The sequence below is a fragment of the Cupriavidus sp. YAF13 genome, from assembly GCF_052113425.1.
Classification (GTDB): domain Bacteria; phylum Pseudomonadota; class Gammaproteobacteria; order Burkholderiales; family Burkholderiaceae; genus Cupriavidus.
This window is the reverse complement of the sequence record NZ_JBFRDD010000039.1, coordinates 42,847-58,803: the sequence shown is the minus strand read 5'-3', so window position 1 is coordinate 58,803 and position 15,957 is coordinate 42,847. Positions and strand designations below refer to the sequence as shown.

17 protein-coding genes are annotated in these 15,957 nt (G+C 66.7%); 4 read left to right on the top strand and 13 right to left on the bottom strand.

What is annotated here, in order from left to right:
- Positions 1–54: 54 nt before the first annotated feature.
- Positions 55–645: a peroxidase-related enzyme gene (locus tag AB4061_RS27600; protein ID WP_441639433.1), complete on the top strand. Its 591-nt coding sequence runs from the start codon at positions 55–57 to the stop codon at positions 643–645.
- Positions 646–701: 56 nt separating this feature from the next.
- Positions 702–1,916, top strand: coding sequence for a cation:proton antiporter (locus tag AB4061_RS27595; RefSeq protein ID WP_441639432.1), 1,215 nt, complete (start codon positions 702–704; stop codon positions 1,914–1,916).
- A gap of 30 nt (positions 1,917–1,946) precedes the next feature.
- On the opposite strand, the gene AB4061_RS27590 is transcribed toward AB4061_RS27595, so the two are convergent.
- A complete protein-coding gene (locus AB4061_RS27590) occupies positions 1,947–2,456 on the bottom strand; it encodes a hypothetical protein (RefSeq protein ID WP_441639431.1) in 510 nt (169 codons plus the stop codon).
- Positions 2,457–2,574: 118 nt separating this feature from the next.
- A complete protein-coding gene (locus tag AB4061_RS27585) occupies positions 2,575–3,495 on the bottom strand; it encodes a sterol desaturase family protein (protein ID WP_441639430.1) in 921 nt (306 codons plus the stop codon).
- 88 nt (positions 3,496–3,583) lie between these two features.
- Between AB4061_RS27585 and AB4061_RS27580 the strand changes: the two genes are divergently transcribed.
- The gene (locus AB4061_RS27580) at positions 3,584–4,258 is read left to right on the top strand and encodes a TetR/AcrR family transcriptional regulator (protein WP_441639429.1); all 675 of its coding nucleotides are present in this window, start codon (positions 3,584–3,586) and stop codon (positions 4,256–4,258) included.
- Here the strand turns inward: AB4061_RS27580 and rng are convergent, their stop codons facing one another.
- The 8 genes from rng to AB4061_RS27540 form a co-directional block, all read right to left on the bottom strand.
- Entirely contained in the window at positions 4,259–5,725 is a 1,467-nt protein-coding gene (gene rng, locus AB4061_RS27575; RefSeq protein WP_441639428.1) for a ribonuclease G, read from the bottom strand. It lies immediately after the preceding gene.
- Positions 5,726–5,857: 132 nt separating this feature from the next.
- A complete protein-coding gene (locus AB4061_RS27570; protein ID WP_441639427.1) occupies positions 5,858–6,463 on the bottom strand; it encodes a Maf family protein in 606 nt (201 codons plus the stop codon).
- A 110-nt stretch (positions 6,464–6,573) separates the two neighbouring features.
- Positions 6,574–7,044, bottom strand: a complete 471-nt coding sequence (gene rlmH, locus AB4061_RS27565) for a 23S rRNA (pseudouridine(1915)-N(3))-methyltransferase RlmH (protein WP_043344552.1) — start codon at positions 7,042–7,044, stop codon at positions 6,574–6,576.
- A 22-nt stretch (positions 7,045–7,066) separates the two neighbouring features.
- On the bottom strand, positions 7,067–7,798 hold the full coding sequence (rsfS, locus tag AB4061_RS27560) for a ribosome silencing factor (protein ID WP_441639426.1): 732 nt from the start codon (positions 7,796–7,798) through the stop codon (positions 7,067–7,069).
- A gap of 15 nt (positions 7,799–7,813) precedes the next feature.
- Entirely contained in the window at positions 7,814–8,584 is a 771-nt protein-coding gene (locus AB4061_RS27555; RefSeq protein WP_441639425.1) for a nicotinate-nucleotide adenylyltransferase, read from the bottom strand.
- A 10-nt stretch (positions 8,585–8,594) separates the two neighbouring features.
- Complete coding sequence (hemF, locus tag AB4061_RS27550) at positions 8,595–9,506, bottom strand: oxygen-dependent coproporphyrinogen oxidase (RefSeq protein WP_441639424.1); 912 nt, start codon at positions 9,504–9,506, stop codon at positions 8,595–8,597.
- Between the two features lie 219 nt (positions 9,507–9,725).
- The gene (purD, locus tag AB4061_RS27545) at positions 9,726–10,994 is read right to left on the bottom strand and encodes a phosphoribosylamine--glycine ligase (protein WP_441639423.1); all 1,269 of its coding nucleotides are present in this window, start codon (positions 10,992–10,994) and stop codon (positions 9,726–9,728) included.
- Positions 10,995–11,099: 105 nt separating this feature from the next.
- On the bottom strand, positions 11,100–11,825 hold the full coding sequence (locus AB4061_RS27540) for a YebC/PmpR family DNA-binding transcriptional regulator (RefSeq protein ID WP_441639422.1): 726 nt from the start codon (positions 11,823–11,825) through the stop codon (positions 11,100–11,102).
- A gap of 258 nt (positions 11,826–12,083) precedes the next feature.
- Between AB4061_RS27540 and AB4061_RS27535 the strand changes: the two genes are divergently transcribed.
- Positions 12,084–13,634, top strand: a complete 1,551-nt coding sequence (locus AB4061_RS27535; RefSeq protein WP_441639421.1) for a helicase HerA-like C-terminal domain-containing protein — start codon at positions 12,084–12,086, stop codon at positions 13,632–13,634.
- Between the two features lie 154 nt (positions 13,635–13,788).
- On the opposite strand, the gene AB4061_RS27530 is transcribed toward AB4061_RS27535, so the two are convergent.
- The 3 genes from AB4061_RS27530 to AB4061_RS27520 all read right to left on the bottom strand — a co-directional run bounded on the left by AB4061_RS27530 (position 13,789) and on the right by AB4061_RS27520 (position 15,768).
- Positions 13,789–13,935 (bottom strand): DUF3149 domain-containing protein, encoded by a 147-nt coding sequence (locus AB4061_RS27530; RefSeq protein WP_006158366.1) that lies wholly within the window; start codon positions 13,933–13,935, stop codon positions 13,789–13,791.
- A 129-nt stretch (positions 13,936–14,064) separates the two neighbouring features.
- Positions 14,065–14,715, bottom strand: coding sequence for a uracil phosphoribosyltransferase (upp, locus tag AB4061_RS27525; protein ID WP_441639420.1), 651 nt, complete (start codon positions 14,713–14,715; stop codon positions 14,065–14,067).
- Between the two features lie 114 nt (positions 14,716–14,829).
- Positions 14,830–15,768 (bottom strand): Bug family tripartite tricarboxylate transporter substrate binding protein, encoded by a 939-nt coding sequence (locus tag AB4061_RS27520; RefSeq protein ID WP_441639451.1) that lies wholly within the window; start codon positions 15,766–15,768, stop codon positions 14,830–14,832.
- Positions 15,769–15,957: the final 189 nt, after the last annotated feature.

The window sequence follows — 15,957 nt, the reverse complement described above, 5'->3', positions numbered from 1 at the left end:
CGCGGGCGGTTCATGCGCAGTGCAAAGAGGGGAGCACCCCCGAAGGAGACCACCATGACCGCATCGCCGCCACTCAGCCGTTACCCGGTTCCCGCCATCGCTGACCTGCCCGAGGACATCCGGGCTCGCATCCTGGAAGTCCAGGACAAGGCCGGTTTCGTGCCGAACGTGTTCCTGACGCTGGCCCACCGGCCGGATGAGTTCCGCGCCTTCTTCGCCTACCACGATGCGCTGATGCTCAAGGAGGAGGGCGGCCTCTCCAAGGGCGAGCGCGAGATGATCGTGGTGGCCACTTCGGGCGCCAACCAGTGCCTGTACTGCGTGGTGGCGCACGGCGCCATCCTGCGCATCTACGAGAAAAAGCCGACGCTGGCCGACCAGGTGGCCGTCAACTACCGCAAGGCCGACATCACGCCGCGCCAGCGCGCCATGCTCGACTTCGCCCTCAAGGTCTGCGAGGCCTCGGCCGAGGTTGGCGATGCCGATTTCGCGGCGTTGGCCAAGCATGGGTTCAGCCACGAGGATGCCTGGGACATTGCGGCCATCACCGCCTTCTTCGGCCTGTCCAACCGCATGGCGAACACCATCAGCATGCGGCCGAACGAAGAGTTCTACCTGATGGGGCGCGTGCCGAAGGCTAAGTAGCGCCTCTGGATGCGCGCCCGCCCCCTTGTTCCACTTCTCTCGATCCGCCCGTCGCCTTGAATCCCGTCTCGCTCTTCTTTGCCCAGGCCTGCCTGGTGGTCGGTACACCGTTCATCCTGTGGCGCGGGCTGCGCATCGGCAGCATCGTGCCGCTGGTGGCCATGCAGATCGTGGGCGGCATCCTGCTCGGGCCGTCCCTGCTTGGCACGCTGTGGCCGCAAGGCTGGCAGGCCCTGTTCGGGCCGGCGCAGCTATCCGCGCTCTCCGGGCTGCAATGGCTGGCGGTGGTGCTGTTTGCCTTCCTCTCCGGCTTGCACATCGGCGGCGCGCAGCAGCCAGGGATACGGCGCATTGCGATGGCGGCCGCGCTTGGCAGCGTGCTGGTGCCGTTCGCGCTCGGCACGGCAGCCGGCGCCTGGCTGGCCTACGCCACGCCAGAAGCCGTAGGGCATGCGGCATCTGCCTGGCAATTCGCTTTCGCCGTGGGGGTTTCCATGGCGGTGACGGCGCTGCCGGTGCTGGGGGCGATCCTGCGGGAAATGAAGCTGTCCGACTCCGTGCCCGGCCAGCTGGCGGTCGGCTGCGCCGCCTTCAGCGATGCGGCTATCTGGCTGGTGCTGTCGGCCATCCTTGCCAGCGCGGGCCGTTCCTCAACCTATGACTTCCTGCGGCTGGCTTGCCTGGGTCTTGCCTACGTCGGTGCGATGCTGTGGCTGGTACGCCCGCTGCTGGCGCGCATGCTGCCACGGATGGCCGCCGTTGATGCGCGCCTGGCGCTGGTCGCGGTGCTGATCTTCGGCTCGGCGCTGATTTCCGAATCGGTCGGCCTGCATTACATCCTCGGCGGCTTCCTCGCGGGCATCGTGCTCCCGCGCGATGCGGCCGGCGAGCTCCGGCGCCAGCTCGAGCCCGCCACCGTGGTGGTCCTGATGCCGTTCTTCTTCCTGATGACCGGGCTGCGTACCGACATCGCCATCGGCGGCCAGGCGACGCTTCTGGTGTTCGCCCTGAGCACCATGGTCGCGGTGGTCGGCAAGGTGGTCGGGACCGCATTGCCGGCGCGCCTGGCCGGCCTGCCGCGGCGCGAGGCCTGGATGCTGGGCGCGCTGGTCCAGACCAAGGGGCTGATGGAAGTGGTCGTGCTGGGGATCTTGTTCGAAGCCGGGCTGATCGGCATGACGGCCTTCTCCGGCCTGCTGCTGATGGCGCTGGCCACCACCGTGCTGGCCAAGCCGCTGACGCGCGCGCTGTCGCGCCTGCGCGAGCGCTGAGCCGCGCTTGCCGTCAAGCGCCAGGCAGCGCTAGCGGATTTGCGCGCATGCGCCGCTGCGCGGATCGAACAGCACCGGCCACGCCTGCTCGTAGATGCCCGGGGTGCAATGCTGCTCGCAATGCGCATGCGCCAGCGTGACGCGCCGCGGGTCCTGCCAGACCATCAGCGTGCAGCCGCTGCCATCAATCGCTTGCAGTTCGATATGCGGGGTCTTGCGCACCTGGCGGAACTCGGTGAGATCGAAATGGCAGGAGCCGTGCCGGCCCACCCACAGCTTCCAGCTCAGGCTGCGCACATCGTTGCTGGCCACCCGCATATGGGCATCCTCGCGAAAGCCGTCTTCCTCCGTGCGCTGGCAATCGGCGGCGATATCGATGTCGTGCGGGGGAATGGGCGTGGCGCGTTCCCGCGCCACGGGGCCGGGGGCCTTTTGTGTCTCGGGTGCGCGCGCAGCCGGCGGGGAGGGCGGAGGCAATGTCACCGTGCATGCCGCCAACGCGGCAGCTAACGGCCACAACAGCAAGCGCTTCTTCTTCATGGTGACTCCTTGCGCCCGGTGCCCGCGACGCAATCTGACTGCCGGCACCTGTCTCCATATTTATAGCGGATGGGGCAAGGAAGGCGAGCACAAAGCGTGCGGACGCACACCGCTCTCGCTACTTCGGCGCGGCGCCGCTGCCCTCTGATGCAAGGGGGCCGGCAAGCGCGAGCTGACGGCGAAGCGCTTCAGTGGTGTGGCCCTGTCCGTCGGGGCGCCAGCCGGGCGGCAGGAGGAGAAAGCCGAGCATCGCACTCAAGCTGCGTGCTTGCGCCAGGTCCCGCCCAAGGTCGAGCCACTGCTGGAACTCGACACGCAGCGGATTGCGCGAGCGCATCGGGGTGACCAGCCCATAGCGGCACGGCACGTCGTCGCGCTCGGCCATGTAGGTGCCGAAGAGCCTGTCGAAGACGATCAGCACACCGCCGAAGTTGGCATCCAGGTATTCGATATTGGCAGCGTGATGAACCCGATGCGCGGACGGCGTGTTCAGGACATATTCCAGCCAGCCGAGCCGCGGGATCCAGGTCGCGTGAATCCAGAATTGATAGAGCAGGTTCAGCGACAAGGTCGCGATCACCACCTCGGGCGGAAAGCCCAGCCACACCAGAGGCGTGAAAAACAGCGTGGTGCCTGTCAGCTTGCCGGTCCAGCCAAGGCGGTAAGCCGTCGACAAGGTGAGCTGGTTGGGCGAGTGATGGACGGCGTGCGTGGCCCAGAAGAAGCGCACGCGGTGCGCCGCGCGGTGGTACCAGTAGTAGCAGAACTCCTGGCCGAAGAACAACGCCAAGCCCAGCAGCCAGCTATTGAGCACGATGGTTTGCAAGCGGTGTTCCCAGGCTAGCGCGAATACGGGCGCCGCCAGCGACAAGGGCAGGAAGACCAGGATCTTGCGCCCGGCCAGGTCTACCAGTGACAGCCACGCCTCATGCCAGTCGAACGTGCCGGGCTTGCGCCAGTGCAGCACCAGCGCTTCCATCAGGGATGCGCCGACCACCACCGGCAAGGCATAAAGCTGAAGGATTTCAAGACGGGTCATGACCGCTCCCGGAGCATGAGGGGATAGTATGCGGATGATTATATGAGCTAGTATCAGGTTTGCTTACTCGCGTTCCGGAGTCCCCGCCATGACCCTGCAAACCCGTGAAGACAACGGCCCTAAGCGGCGCCGGCCGATGCAAGCGCGGTCCCTGGAGAAGCTGGAACTCATATTTGAGTCGACCATCCGCCTCCTGGACAAGGAGGGGCTGGAGGGTTTGAGCACCAACCGGATCGCCGAGGTGGCCGGCATCAGCATCGGTACGCTCTACCAGTACTTCTCGAACAAGCAGGAAGTGATGGAAGCACTGGGGCGCCGGGAGATCGAGAGCGTGATGGGGCGCCTGGGCCTCTTGCTCAGCACGCCCGGCACGGCCGACCCCACGGCGCGCGCCAGGCTACTGGTGCGTGCATTGCTAAGTGCATTTGGCGGCCGTCACCGCGTACGCAAGCTCTTGCTGGAGGTAGCGCTGGCCTCGGGCAGCAGGCACGCGCTGGAAGGCTCCGCGGCGCAGGTCGCGCAGTGGCTCAGCTCGGGCCGCGTCGTCGACGTCGAGAACCGCGCGCTTGTCATGCGGCCGATGGCCGCCTTCGTCCTGACGCAGGCCGTCATGGGCGTGATGCGCAGCGCGCTGGCGGCGGACGAAACCCTGCTGGCCGATCCTGAACTGGAGGCCAACCTGGTGCGCTTGATCCGGGGATTCCTGAATGAGGGTGCTGCGCGGCATCAGGCAGCCGCGGGGGATGCCCGATGCCGTTCCTGATCACATCAAAATGATGTCGTACTGTTCCTGGTGGAATGTCRATTCCACCTGCAGCGAGATTGGCTTGCCGATAAAGTCGCCGAGCATGGCCAGATGCTGGCTTTCTTCTTCCAGGAACAAATCGATCACGTGCTGCGAGCCAAGGATACGGAACTCGCGCGGGTTGAACTGGCGCGATTCGCGCATGATCTCGCGCAGGATGTCGTAGCAGACCGTGCGCGGCGTCTTGACCTGGCCCTTGCCCGTGCATACCGGGCACTGCTCGCATAGCACGTGCGCGAGAGACTCGCGCGTGCGCTTGCGGGTCATCTCCACCAGCCCGAGCTGCGAGAAGCTGTTGACGGTGATGCGGGTGCGGTCGCGCGACAGCGCGCGCTTGAGTTCCGAGAGCACCTGGTCGCGGTGCTCGGTGTTTTCCATATCGATGAAATCGATGATGATGATGCCGCCCAGGTTGCGCAGCCGCAGCTGGCGCGCGATCGTATGCGCCGCTTCCAGGTTGGTCTTGAAGATCGTGTCGTCGAAGTTGCGCGCGCCGACGTAGCCACCGGTATTGACGTCAATGGTGGTCATGGCCTCCGTCTGGTCGATCATCAGGTAGCCGCCGGACTTCAGGTCGACCCGGCGCGACAGCGCCTTCTCGATCTCGGCGTCGATATTGAAGAGGTCGAAGACGGGGCGCTCGCCAGTGTAGTGCGACAGGCGTGGCAGCACCGCGGGGGTGTACTCCTGGGCGAACTCGACCAGCTTCTGGAAGTTCTCGCGCGAGTCCACCTGGATCACGTTGGTGGCATCGTTGACGAAGTCGCGCAGCACGCGCTGGGCCAGGTTGAGGTCCTGGTAAAGCAGGTTGGGTGCGGGCAGCGTGGTGGCATTCTGGCGGATCGAAGCCCAGATCTTGCGCAGGTAGGCGATGTCGTTGCCGAGTTCTTCGTTGCTGGATTCTTCGGCGATGGTGCGCACGATGAAGCCGCCGCGCTCGTCCGCCGGCACCAGCCCTTGCACGCGGGCGCGCAGGGCTTCGCGGTCGACCTCGCCCTCGATGCGCTGGGAGATGCCGATGTGCGGGTCCTGCGGCAGGTAGACCAGGGTGCGCCCCGCAATGCTGACCTGCGTTGACAGGCGCGCGCCCTTGGTGCCGATCGGGTCCTTGATGACCTGGACCATCAGGGCCTGGCCTTCGTAGAGTGTCTTTTCGATGGCAAGCGGCGCGGCGTTGGCGTTCTTGTCCGGATCGCGCGGGTGCCAGATGTCGGCGACGTGGAGGAAGGCGGCGCGCTCCAGCCCGATATCGATGAAGGCGGACTGCATGCCGGGCAGCACGCGCACGACCTTGCCGAGGTAGATATTGCCGACGAGCCCGCGCGACAGCGTGCGCTCGACGTGGAGTTCCTGCACGGCGGCCTGCTGCACGATGGCCACGCGTGTTTCCTGCGGTGTGATGTTGACGAGGATGTCTTCAGTCATAGTGGATGAAACTCGTCGCCGGCTGACCGGCCAGGTGGTTGTCCGCATTGTGCTGCCATGCTTCCCGCGGGCGCTGCCGTGGCCAGGGTGGCAGCAGCTTGAAGCGCGAACGGATGGGCGGCGGCGGGGTTCTCAGAACCGCAGATGGGCCTGTCTGAGCAGCAAAGCCGTCTCGAACAGGGGCAAACCCATGATACCCGAATAGCTGCCGTCGATTCGCTCGACGAACTCGGCGGCGCGGCCCTGGATGCCATAGGCGCCGGCCTTGCCGGCGGGTTCACCGCTGGCAACGTAGGCGGCAATCTCGTCGGCCGCCATGGCGCGAAAGCTCACTTCGGAAACCGACAGCGCGTGGCGCTGGCCGAGCGCGGAAACCACGGTTACCGAGGTCAGCACGCGGTGGGTGCGCCCGGACAGGGCGGCCAGCATGCGGGCGGCATCGGCATCGTCGGTGGGCTTGCCGAGGATCTCGCCGCCCAGGCAGACGGTGGTGTCCGAGGTCAGGATGGGGGCGTCGGGCAGGGCGCGCCGCTCGCGCCGGCGCAGCGCGGCTTCGGCCTTGAGCGCGCATACGCGCTGCACGTAGTCGTCCGGGCTTTCACCCGGCAACACGACTTCCAGCGCCTCGGCGTCTTCATCGTCGTCGGCCAGCAGCAGTTCGTAGGCGACGCCAAGCTGGGTCAGCAGCTCGCGCCGGCGCGGGCTCTGGGAGGCGAGATAGAGGAAGGTATGGGTCACGGCAGGGCAGTGGGGGGGAGGGCATGCCAAATGCGGCTGCGGCGCATGCGCCGCTTCGGTCGCATTGTACCCTCGGCCTTGCCTGGTGCGCGACACGGGCGCGCCTGGTTTCAGGCGCGGTGGTAGGGGTGGTTCTGCGTGACCGACCAGGCGCGGTAGAGCTGCTCAGCCAGCAGCACGCGCACCATGCCGTGCGGCATGGTCAGGCTGGACAGGCGCAGCAGGGTTTGCGCGCGGGCCTTCAGGGCGGGATCGAGGCCGTCGGCGCCGCCGATCAGGAAGGCGACATCGCCGCCTTCGCGCTGCCAGTCGCCCAGCTGGGCGGCAAGCTGCACCGTGGTGAGGTCGCGGCCGCGCTCGTCCAGCGCCACGATGCGGCATTGCTTGGGCAGCGCCGCCTCGATGCGGGCCGCCTCGCGTTGCATCACGGTGGTGGCGTTATTGCTCGACGAGCGCGTCTCGGGCTTGATCTCGCGCAGCTCGATGCGCAGCTCGGGCGGCATGCGCTTCGCGTACTCCGCGAATCCGGTTTCGATCCAGCCGGGCATCTTGTGGCCAACGGCCACGATCAGCAACTGCATGGCGGGAAGCGGGCCGTCCGGCTCAGGCCGAGCGGGTGGTGCGCTTGCGCGCGACCGGTGCCTTGGCGGCAGTCTTGGTCGCAGCCGTCTTGGTGGCGGTCTTGCGTGCCACGCCGGTGCCAGCTGCGGTCTTGCGCGGCGCGGCTGTCTTGGCCGGTGCCTTGCGTGCCGGCGCCGAGCCCAGCGCGCTGGTCAGGCGTTTTTGCACGGTCGGGGCGCGGTTGGTGGCGATGGCGTCCGGGTCCGTATCTTCGTGGCCAAGCGGCGGCGAAGGCTCTTTCATGCCTTCAGGCAGACGGGCCAATGCCGGGCGCAGGCCGGTGGCGCGGCGCGCGGTGCGCACGACCGGAGCGTCGTCTTCGTCTTCGCCGTCGATCGGCTCGCTGGCCTTGGCCAGGCCCTTCTTGGCCGTGGACAGCTTCAGGCGTACCGGCTTGTCACCCCAGAGTTCTTCCAGGTTGTAGTACATGCGCAGCTGCGGCTGCATGATGTGGACGACGGCGTCGCCGCAGTCGACCAGCACCCATTCGCCTGTTTCCAGCCCTTCCACCGCAACGATATGGCCGCCGGCTTCCTTGACGGTATCGCGGACCGAGGCGGCCAGCGCCTTGGTCTGGCGGTTCGAGCTCCCGCTGGCGATCACCACCCGGTCGAACAGTTCGGTCAGGTGGGTGGTGTCGTACACCTTGATGTCCTGCGCTTTGACATCTTCGAGGCCGTCGACGATGGCGCGTTGCAGTTTGCGAATATCCATGGTGCTTTTTTCAGTTCAGCTGAGATCGGTTTGGGGGCGGGCCGGGATGGGCAGATCCGACTGCGTCGGCCGATACAGGCCGCGGCTCGCAATGTAGTGTGCCACGCCGGACGGCAGCTGGTCATCTGCCGGTTGTCCGGCAGCCAGGCGTTGGCGTAGGGCGGTGGAGGAGAGGTCGACGGCGAGCGTCTGGTCGATCCACATGCGGCCGGAGGGCATGGATTGTATCAGGTCGGTGGACGCACGCCGTTGCGCGAGCTCCTGGCGCACCGGACCGTCCAGTTCCGCGAGGTCGAAACCGGGCCGCGTCGCCACGCAAAGATGGACGTGCGCAAACAGTGCTTGCCAGCCATGCCAGGTGTGCAGGCGCAGCAACTGGTCGGCGCCCATGAGCCACGCCAGCGAGGCATCGGGGCCATAGTGCTCGCGCAGTTCATGCACGGTATCGACGGTGTAGCTGGGGCCGGCGCGGTCGACTTCCATGCGGCTCGCATGGACCAGCGCGCGCGTGTCGGACAACGCCTGCGCGGCCAGTTCGGTCATGGCGAGGCGGTCGGCGGCGGGGGTGACGTCGTCGCCTTTTTGCCACGATTGGCCGGTCGGGATCCAGACCAGCTCGTCGAGTTCGAGATGTTCGATGCAGAGGCGGGCGAGCGCCACGTGGCCGATGTGGGGCGGATCGAAAGTGCCGCCGAGAATGCCGAGGCGGTAGGGGCGGTTGCTCTTGGTCGGGCCTGCTGCGTCTGCCGCGTTGGCGGTGAGCGATCGTGCGATGTCGTGTGCCATGGGGTTGCCGTCAGGCCCACTCGCGCACGGGCAGGAAGTCCGTGTACAGCGCGGCCTCCGCGCTGCCCGGTTCCGGCTGCCAGTCGTAGCGCCAGCTGGCCAGCGGCGGCATCGACATCAGGATCGACTCGCTGCGGCCGCCCGATTGCAGCCCGAAGTGCGTGCCGCGGTCGAACACCAGGTTGAACTCGACATAGCGGCCGCGCCGGTAGGCCTGGAACTCCCGCTCGCGCTCGCCGTAAGCCGTGTCCTTGCGCGCTTGCAGGATCGGCAGGTAGGCGTCCAGGAAGGCGTCGCCGACCGATTGCATCATGGCAAAGCTGCGCTCGAAGCCGAGCGCGGAGAAGTCATCGAAGAAGATGCCGCCAATGCCGCGCGCTTCGCCGCGGTGCTTGAGGAAGAAATACTCGTCGCACCATTGCTTGAAACGCGGGTAGAGGTCATCGCCATAGGGGGCGAGGGCATCGCGGCAGGTGGCGTGGAAGTGTGCGCAGTCGCCAGCGTCGCCGTAGTACGGCGTCAGGTCCATGCCGCCGCCGAACCACCACACCGGCTCGGCGCCTTCCTTCACCGCCATCAGGCAGCGCACGTTCATATGCACGGTAGGGACAAAGGGATTGCGCGGGTGGAACACCAGCGACACGCCCATTGCCTCGAAGCCCCGCCCGGCGAGCTCCGGCCGGTTGGCGGTAGCCGATGGCGGCAGCGCATCGCCCCGCACATGCGAGAAGCCCACGCCGGCCCGCTCCATCACGGCGCCGCCTTCCAGGATAAGGGTGCGGCCGCTGCCGCGCAGGCGCTCGGTGGGCGGCTTCTCCCAGGCATCGGTCGAAAACGCCTTGCCGTCGATGGCGGCGATAGCGTCGGTGATACGGTCTTGCAGACCGAGCAGATAGGCACGGACTGCCTGGGAATCGATCATGGTATGCGGGCGGGTGAGCCGGAGCGGTGACGGCCGGGCAGGTCAGTCAACCTGCCCGGCCGTCATAGCGATGTCATGATTGTACTGGCTGAGGCAACGCCTGGCCGGATTCGGCAAATTCAGCACGAACCACCGTAAAAGGCGAAGAAACCGGAGCGAGCGGCCCATGGCAAGCACCGCAGGGCTCGCCATGGGTCGCGCGGTAGATGGATTCGTCCTTTACCGTTTGATGGCTCGGTAGCCGATGTCGGTACGGTACTGCATGCCGTCGAAGTGGATCTTCTCGGCCGCGCCATAAGCCGCGCGCTGTGCCGCCTTGACGGTATCGGCCAGCCCGACCACGCACAATACGCGTCCGCCCGTGGTCAGCAGCGTGCCGTCCGTGAGCGTGGTGCCGGCGTGGAAGGTCACGCTGTCGTCGGTCTCGGCCGGGATGCCGGTAATGGCATCGCCCTTGCGCGGCGCATCGGGATAGCCAAAGGCGGCCATCACCACGCCCAGCGCGGTGCGGCGGTCCCAGTCCAGTTCGATCTCGTCGAGCTTGCCGTTGACGGCGTGCTCCATCACATCGACCAGGTCGGTCTTCAGGCGCGCCAGGATCGGCTGGGTTTCCGGATCGCCCATGCGGCAATTGAATTCCAGCGTCTTCAGGTTGCCGTCGGCGTCGATCATCAGGCCGGCGTAGAGGAAGCCAGTGTAGGTGATGCCGTCTTTTTCCATGCCACGCACGGTCGGCATGATGATCTCGCGCAGCGCGCGGGCATGCAGCGCGGGCGTGACCACCGGGGCCGGCGAGTACGCGCCCATGCCGCCGGTATTGGGGCCGGCGTCGTGATCGAGCAGGCGCTTGTGGTCCTGGCTGGTGGCGAGTGCCAGGACGTTCTTGCCGTCCACCAGCACGATGAAGCTGGCCTCCTCGCCCTCGAGGAATTCCTCGATCACCACGCGTGCGCCGGCATCGCCAAGGCGGTTGTCGGCCAGCATCATGTCGACCGCGGCGTGCGCTTCTTCCAGGGTGGCAGCAACCACCACGCCCTTGCCGGCGGCCAGGCCGTCGGCCTTGATCACGATCGGCGCGCCTTGCACGTCGATATACGCGTGCGCCGCGGCGGCGTCGTTGAAGGTCTGGTAGGCGGCGGTCGGGATGCCGTGGCGCTGCATGAAGGCCTTGGCGAAATCCTTGGAGGATTCCAGTTGGGCCGCCGCCTGCGTCGGGCCGAAGATGCGCAGGCCCTTGGCACGGAAGATATCGACGATGCCGGCCGCCAGCGGCGCCTCGGGGCCGACCACCGTGAAGCTCACGCCTTCGCGCTCGGCGAAGGCCGCGAGCACTTCCGGATCGGTCAGGGGAACGTTCTGCAGCCGCTTGTCGAGCGCGGTGCCGCCATTGCCCGGCGCCACGTACACCACCTGCACCTTGGGCGACTGGGCCAATTTCCAGGCCATCGCGTGTTCACGACCACCCGAGCCGACAACCAATACTTTCATGATCTACTGCCAGAAAAAATGACGCATGCGAAATGCGAAAAGCGGCAGCCATGGCTCATCGAACCGCGCTGCCGCCGTGAGGCGAGGCCTTACCCGATCCCCGCCTTACTCCTCGATCACCGCGTTGGTGAAGACTTCCTGCACGTCGTCCAGGTTTTCCAGGGCGTCGAGCAGCTTTTGCATCTTGATGGCGTCGTCGCCGGTAAAGCTGACTTCGTTTTGCGGCTTCATCGTGACATCGGCCATCTCGGCCTTGAAGCCCGCGGCTTCCAGCGCGGCCTTGACCGTGCCGAAATCATTGGGCGGGCACAGCACTTCGATCGAGCCGTCGTCGTTGGTGACCACGTCGTCGGCGCCGGCTTCCAGCGCGGCTTCCATCAGCTTGTCCTCGGGCGTGCCGGGGGCAAACAGGAACTGGCCGCAGTGGGTGAACATGAACGCCACGGAGCCTTCCGCGCCCATGTTGCCGCCGTTCTTGGAGAAGGCATGGCGCACTTCGGCGACGGTACGGGTACGGTTGTCGGTCAGGCAGTCGACGATGATCGCCGCGCCGGCCAGGCCGTAGCCCTCGTAGCGGATTTCTTCGTAGTTGACGCCTTCCAGGCCACCCACGCCGCGCTGGATGGCGCGCTGGATGTTGTCCTTAGGCATGTTCGCATCCATTGCCTTGTCCATGGACAGGCGCAGGCGCGGGTTGGAATCGGGGTCAGCGCCGCCGAGCTTCGCGGCGACGGTGATTTCCTTGATCAGGCGGGTCCAGACCTTGCCGCGCTTGGAGTCAGCCGCGGCCTTCTTGTGTTTGATATTGGCCCATTTTGAGTGACCGGCCATGATTCTCTCCGAAGCGGAAAATGTTTGACGCGCGCGCCTTGGCTTTGCGCGCCGGCTGTGCCGGGCGGGCAACGGGTGCTCGCTGGCGGCGCGCCGGGTGGTTTATGTGTCTGTGAGCCGGCCTTGGGGGCTGGCATAATCAGCCCAGCATTTTATCACGCGGCCCCGCCGCCGCTGGCCTCCCGATCACGGGAGCCGCCGGGAAGGGCGGGGACGGTCGCGGCGAAAGCGCCGCGCGGCTTGCCAACCAGAGAGACCATGGCCGAACCCATCATCATCGCCAAGAACGCCGAGCTGGAACTTGCCCTGCTGCCTGAAATGGGCAACCGGCACGGCCTGATCACCGGCGCCACCGGCACCGGCAAGACCGTGACCCTGCAAAGCCTGGCCCAGGGCTTCTCGCGGCTGGGTGTGCCAGTTTTCATGGCCGACGTCAAAGGTGACCTGACCGGCATTTCCCGGCCGGGCAAGCTCTCCGACAAGCTCAAGGCACGCCTGGCCGAGCTCGGCCTGCCCGAGCCGGTGTGGGGCGCCTGCCCCACCACCTTGTGGGATGTGTTCGGGCAAAAGGGCCATCCCGTGCGCGCCACGGTCTCCCACATGGGGCCGCTGCTGCTGTCGCGCATGCTGGAACTCAACGACACCCAGCAGGGCGTGCTCAACCTGGTCTTTCGCATCGCCGACGCCAACGGGCTGCTGCTGCTCGACGCCAAGGACCTGCGCGCCATGCTGCAGTACGTGGGCGACAACGCCGGGCAGTTCACCACCGAATACGGCAATATCTCCGCGGCCTCGATCGGGGCCATCCAGCGCGGGCTGATGGCGCTGGAGTCTCAAGGCGCCGACGTGTTCTTCGGCGAGCCCATGCTCAATCTGGATGACTTCATCCAGACCGAGAACGGGCAGGGCGTGGTGAACATCCTGGCCGCCGACAAGCTGCTGAATTCGCCCAAGCTCTACGCCACTTTCCTGCTCTGGCTGTTGTCGGAGCTGTTCGAGAAACTGCCCGAGGCGGGTGATCTCGACAAGCCCAAGCTGGTGTTCTTTTTCGACGAGGCGCACCTGCTGTTCAACGACGCGCCCAAGGCCCTGCTCGACAAGATCGAACAGGTGGTGCGGCTGATCCGCTCCAAGGGCGTTGGCGTGTATTTCGTCACGCAGAATCCTGTCGACATCCCCGATACCGTGCTGGGCCAGCTCGGCAACCGCGTGCAGCACGCGCTGCGCGCCTTCACGCCGCGTGACCAGAAGGCCGTCAAGGTGGCGGCCACCACCATGCGGGCCAAGCCGGGGCTGGACCTGGAGAAGGCCATCGGGGAGCTCGGCGTGGGCGAGGCGCTGGTGTCGTTGTTGGACGCCAAGGGCATTCCCGGCATCACGGAGCGCGCCTGGGTGCTGGCGCCCGGCAGCCGGATCGGCCCGATCACCGACGACGAGCGCAAGCAATTGCTGGCGAACTCGCTGGTGGCCGGCACCTATGAGCAGACCATCGATCGCGAGTCGGCCTACGAGAAGCTCAAGGGCCGCGCCGCCGCGCCTGGGTCTGCTCCCGCCGCTGGCGGCGGCGCACCCGCGCCCGTGCCGACGGCCGGCCAGCCCGAAGCCCCGCCCGCGCAGGGCGGTGGCTGGCTGGAACAGGCGGGCGAGATCTTCGGCGGGCTGACCAAGGGCACCGGCAAGACCGGGCGCGGCGATTCCATCCTGGAGTCGATGGCCAAGTCGGCCGCGCGCACGGTAGGCTCGCAGGTCGGGCGCGAGCTGATTCGCGGCGTGCTGGGCAGCTTGCTGGGCTCGGGCAAGAAGAAATAGGGGCGCCACCCAGTAGGGGCGCTATCCCTAGGCCGCTCCGGCGGGCCACGCCCGGCGAGACAGGCGGGCGTGGCGCATTGCCACAGCATGGTATCGGCCAGCCGGTCCGTCAGCCGGTCCTTCAGGGATAGCACTAGTGAGAGGGACTCGCGCCTTAGCGGCGTTGCGCCGCTGCCTCGTCTTCCCGCATCTTGCGCAGGAACAGCCGGGTGAAGAACCAGCCCATGCCGATGATGAAGGCGATGACGGCCAGGCTCATCAGCCCGGTGGGGGTCGAAAACAGGATCTTCAAGGCTGCCATGTGGGTCTCCCAAGTCAGGCGAGGCACACCGGACGGTGTGCCGCTGCCGATAGTCTAGGGAGCRCCGCGGCCGGCGGGATTGAGGCCGGTCAAGCCGGGCGCAGACAATGTCCGGCTTGCCAGCAAAACTCAGTTCTTGGTGCCGAACAGTCGGTCGCCCGCATCGCCCAGGCCCGGGATGATGTACGCGTGCTCGTCCAGGTGGCTGTCCAGCGAAGCCACGAACAGCTTGACGCCCGGATGTGCCTTCTGGAACACCTCCACGCCTTCCGGCGCGGCTACCAGCGCCACGAACGTGATCGCATCGTCCTTGACGCCGCGGCGCTTGAGCACATCCACCGCATGCGCGGCGGAGTAGCCGGTGGCGACCATCGGGTCGCACAGGATAAAGCTGCGGTCTTCCACGTCGGGCAGGCGCACCAGGTATTCCACCGGACGGTGCTGGTCGTCGCGGTAGACGCCGATATGGCCAATGCGGGCCGAGGGAATCAGCTCGACCAGACCGTCGCTCATGCCCACGCCGGCGCGCAGCACCGGCACGATGGTGAGTTTCTTGCCGGCGATCACCGGTGCGTCCAGCTCCACCAAGGGCGTCTCGATGCGGCGCGTGGTCAGCGGCAGGTCGCGCGTGATTTCATAGCCCATCAGCAGCGTGATCTCCCGCAGCAGCTCGCGGAACGTGCGCGTGGAGGTGTCCCTGTCGCGCATATGGGAGAGCTTGTGCTGGATCAGCGGGTGATCGAGGATGTACAGCTTGGGGAAACGCGGATCTTGCTTCATGGCGGGTAGTCGGCAGGAGTGGGCGCGAGGGCCCGTTGCAGCCGGATTGTAATGGATGCGGGGCTGCGCGCCCCCGGCGATCCTCCCGCCGCAAGCGCGCAGCCCCGCCTGCGCTCAATCCACCGTGATGCTGGCGCTCTTGGCGACCTTGCCGAATTTCTCGTACTCGGACAGCGTCAGCGACTGCAGGTCAGCCGCGCTCGAGCCCTTGGGATTGAAGCCCGCCTGCCCGAGTTTGTCCTTCACGTCGGCATTGCCCAGCGCCGCGAGAAAGGCGGCATTGAGTGCCTGCACCACCGGCGCGGGTAGCCCTGCCGGACCGTACACGCCGAACCAGGGCTCGATGGCATAGCCCGCCAGGCCGGCCTCGGCCAGCGTCGGCACGTTCGGCAGCGCCGGCGAGCGGCTCTTGCCGGCCACCGCCAGCGCGCGCAGCTTGCCGCCCTGGATGTGCGGCAGCGAGGCGGGCAGGTTGTCGAACATCACCTGCACGTGGCCGCCCAGCATGTCGTTGATGGCTGGGCTGCTGCCCTTGTATGGCACATGGGTCAGGCCCGTTTGCGTCATCTGCGCGAACATCGCGCCCGCCAGGTGCATGGACGTGCCGGTGCCCGCGGTGGCGTAGGTCAGGCCGGGGTGGGCCTTCGCATAGCTGACCAGCTCGGCCACATTCTTCACCGGCAGGCTGTTGCTGACTTCCAGCACGATGGTCGAGGTGCCAAGCAGGCTGACCGCGGTGAAATCCTTGCGCGGGTCGAACGGCACGTGCTTGTAGATATGCGGGTTCAACGCATTGGTCGAGATGGCGCCGAAGCCGATGGTGTAGCCGTCCGGCGCGGCCTTGGCGACCGCCTCCATGCCGATATTGCCGCCAGCGCCGGGGCGGTTCTCCACGACCACGGGCTGGCCGAGTTTCTCCGCCACCTTCTGGCCGACCGTGCGCGCCACGAGGTCGGTGGTGCCGCCAGCGGCGTAAGGCACGATGAAGCGGATTGGCTTGACGGGGTAATCGGCCGCGTTGGCGGCCGAGGGCAGCCAGCCGCTTGCGAGCATGGCAACCGCGGCGGCTACCAGCAGCGGGCGGGCGGCGGTCTGCTTTTTGACTGGAACGGGAATGCGCGAGGAAAGAATAGCGAGGGGTGCTGCCGTCATGAATGCTCCTGGTTTTTCTTATGCGGCGCGCGTTTGACGCGCCGACCGGCGAGCTTACGGCAGTTTCAGGCTGGCTGCCAGGGTTGCCAG

What these genes read in the sequence shown, in the direction of transcription:
- AB4061_RS27520 (WP_441639451.1), bottom strand. Translation starts at nt 15,768, where the DNA reads ATGCTCGCAAGCGGCTGGCTGCCCTCGGCCGCCAACGCGGCCGATTAC.
- hemF (WP_441639424.1), bottom strand. Translation starts at nt 9,506, where the DNA reads ATGATCGATTCCCAGGCAGTCCGTGCCTATCTGCTCGGTCTGCAAGAC.
- AB4061_RS27585 (WP_441639430.1), bottom strand. Translation starts at nt 3,495, where the DNA reads ATGACCCGTCTTGAAATCCTTCAGCTTTATGCCTTGCCGGTGGTGGTC.
- AB4061_RS27540 (WP_441639422.1), bottom strand. Translation starts at nt 11,825, where the DNA reads ATGGCCGGTCACTCAAAATGGGCCAATATCAAACACAAGAAGGCCGCG.
- AB4061_RS27590 (WP_441639431.1), bottom strand. Translation starts at nt 2,456, where the DNA reads ATGAAGAAGAAGCGCTTGCTGTTGTGGCCGTTAGCTGCCGCGTTGGCG.
- purD (WP_441639423.1), bottom strand. Translation starts at nt 10,994, where the DNA reads ATGAAAGTATTGGTTGTCGGCTCGGGTGGTCGTGAACACGCGATGGCC.
- AB4061_RS27580 (WP_441639429.1), top strand. Translation starts at nt 3,584, where the DNA reads ATGACCCTGCAAACCCGTGAAGACAACGGCCCTAAGCGGCGCCGGCCG.
- rsfS (WP_441639426.1), bottom strand. Translation starts at nt 7,798, where the DNA reads ATGGATATTCGCAAACTGCAACGCGCCATCGTCGACGGCCTCGAAGAT.
- AB4061_RS27600 (WP_441639433.1), top strand. Translation starts at nt 55, where the DNA reads ATGACCGCATCGCCGCCACTCAGCCGTTACCCGGTTCCCGCCATCGCT.
- rlmH (WP_043344552.1), bottom strand. Translation starts at nt 7,044, where the DNA reads ATGCAGTTGCTGATCGTGGCCGTTGGCCACAAGATGCCCGGCTGGATC.
- AB4061_RS27535 (WP_441639421.1), top strand. Translation starts at nt 12,084, where the DNA reads ATGGCCGAACCCATCATCATCGCCAAGAACGCCGAGCTGGAACTTGCC.
- upp (WP_441639420.1), bottom strand. Translation starts at nt 14,715, where the DNA reads ATGAAGCAAGATCCGCGTTTCCCCAAGCTGTACATCCTCGATCACCCG.
- AB4061_RS27530 (WP_006158366.1), bottom strand. Translation starts at nt 13,935, where the DNA reads ATGGCAGCCTTGAAGATCCTGTTTTCGACCCCCACCGGGCTGATGAGC.
- AB4061_RS27555 (WP_441639425.1), bottom strand. Translation starts at nt 8,584, where the DNA reads ATGGCACACGACATCGCACGATCGCTCACCGCCAACGCGGCAGACGCA.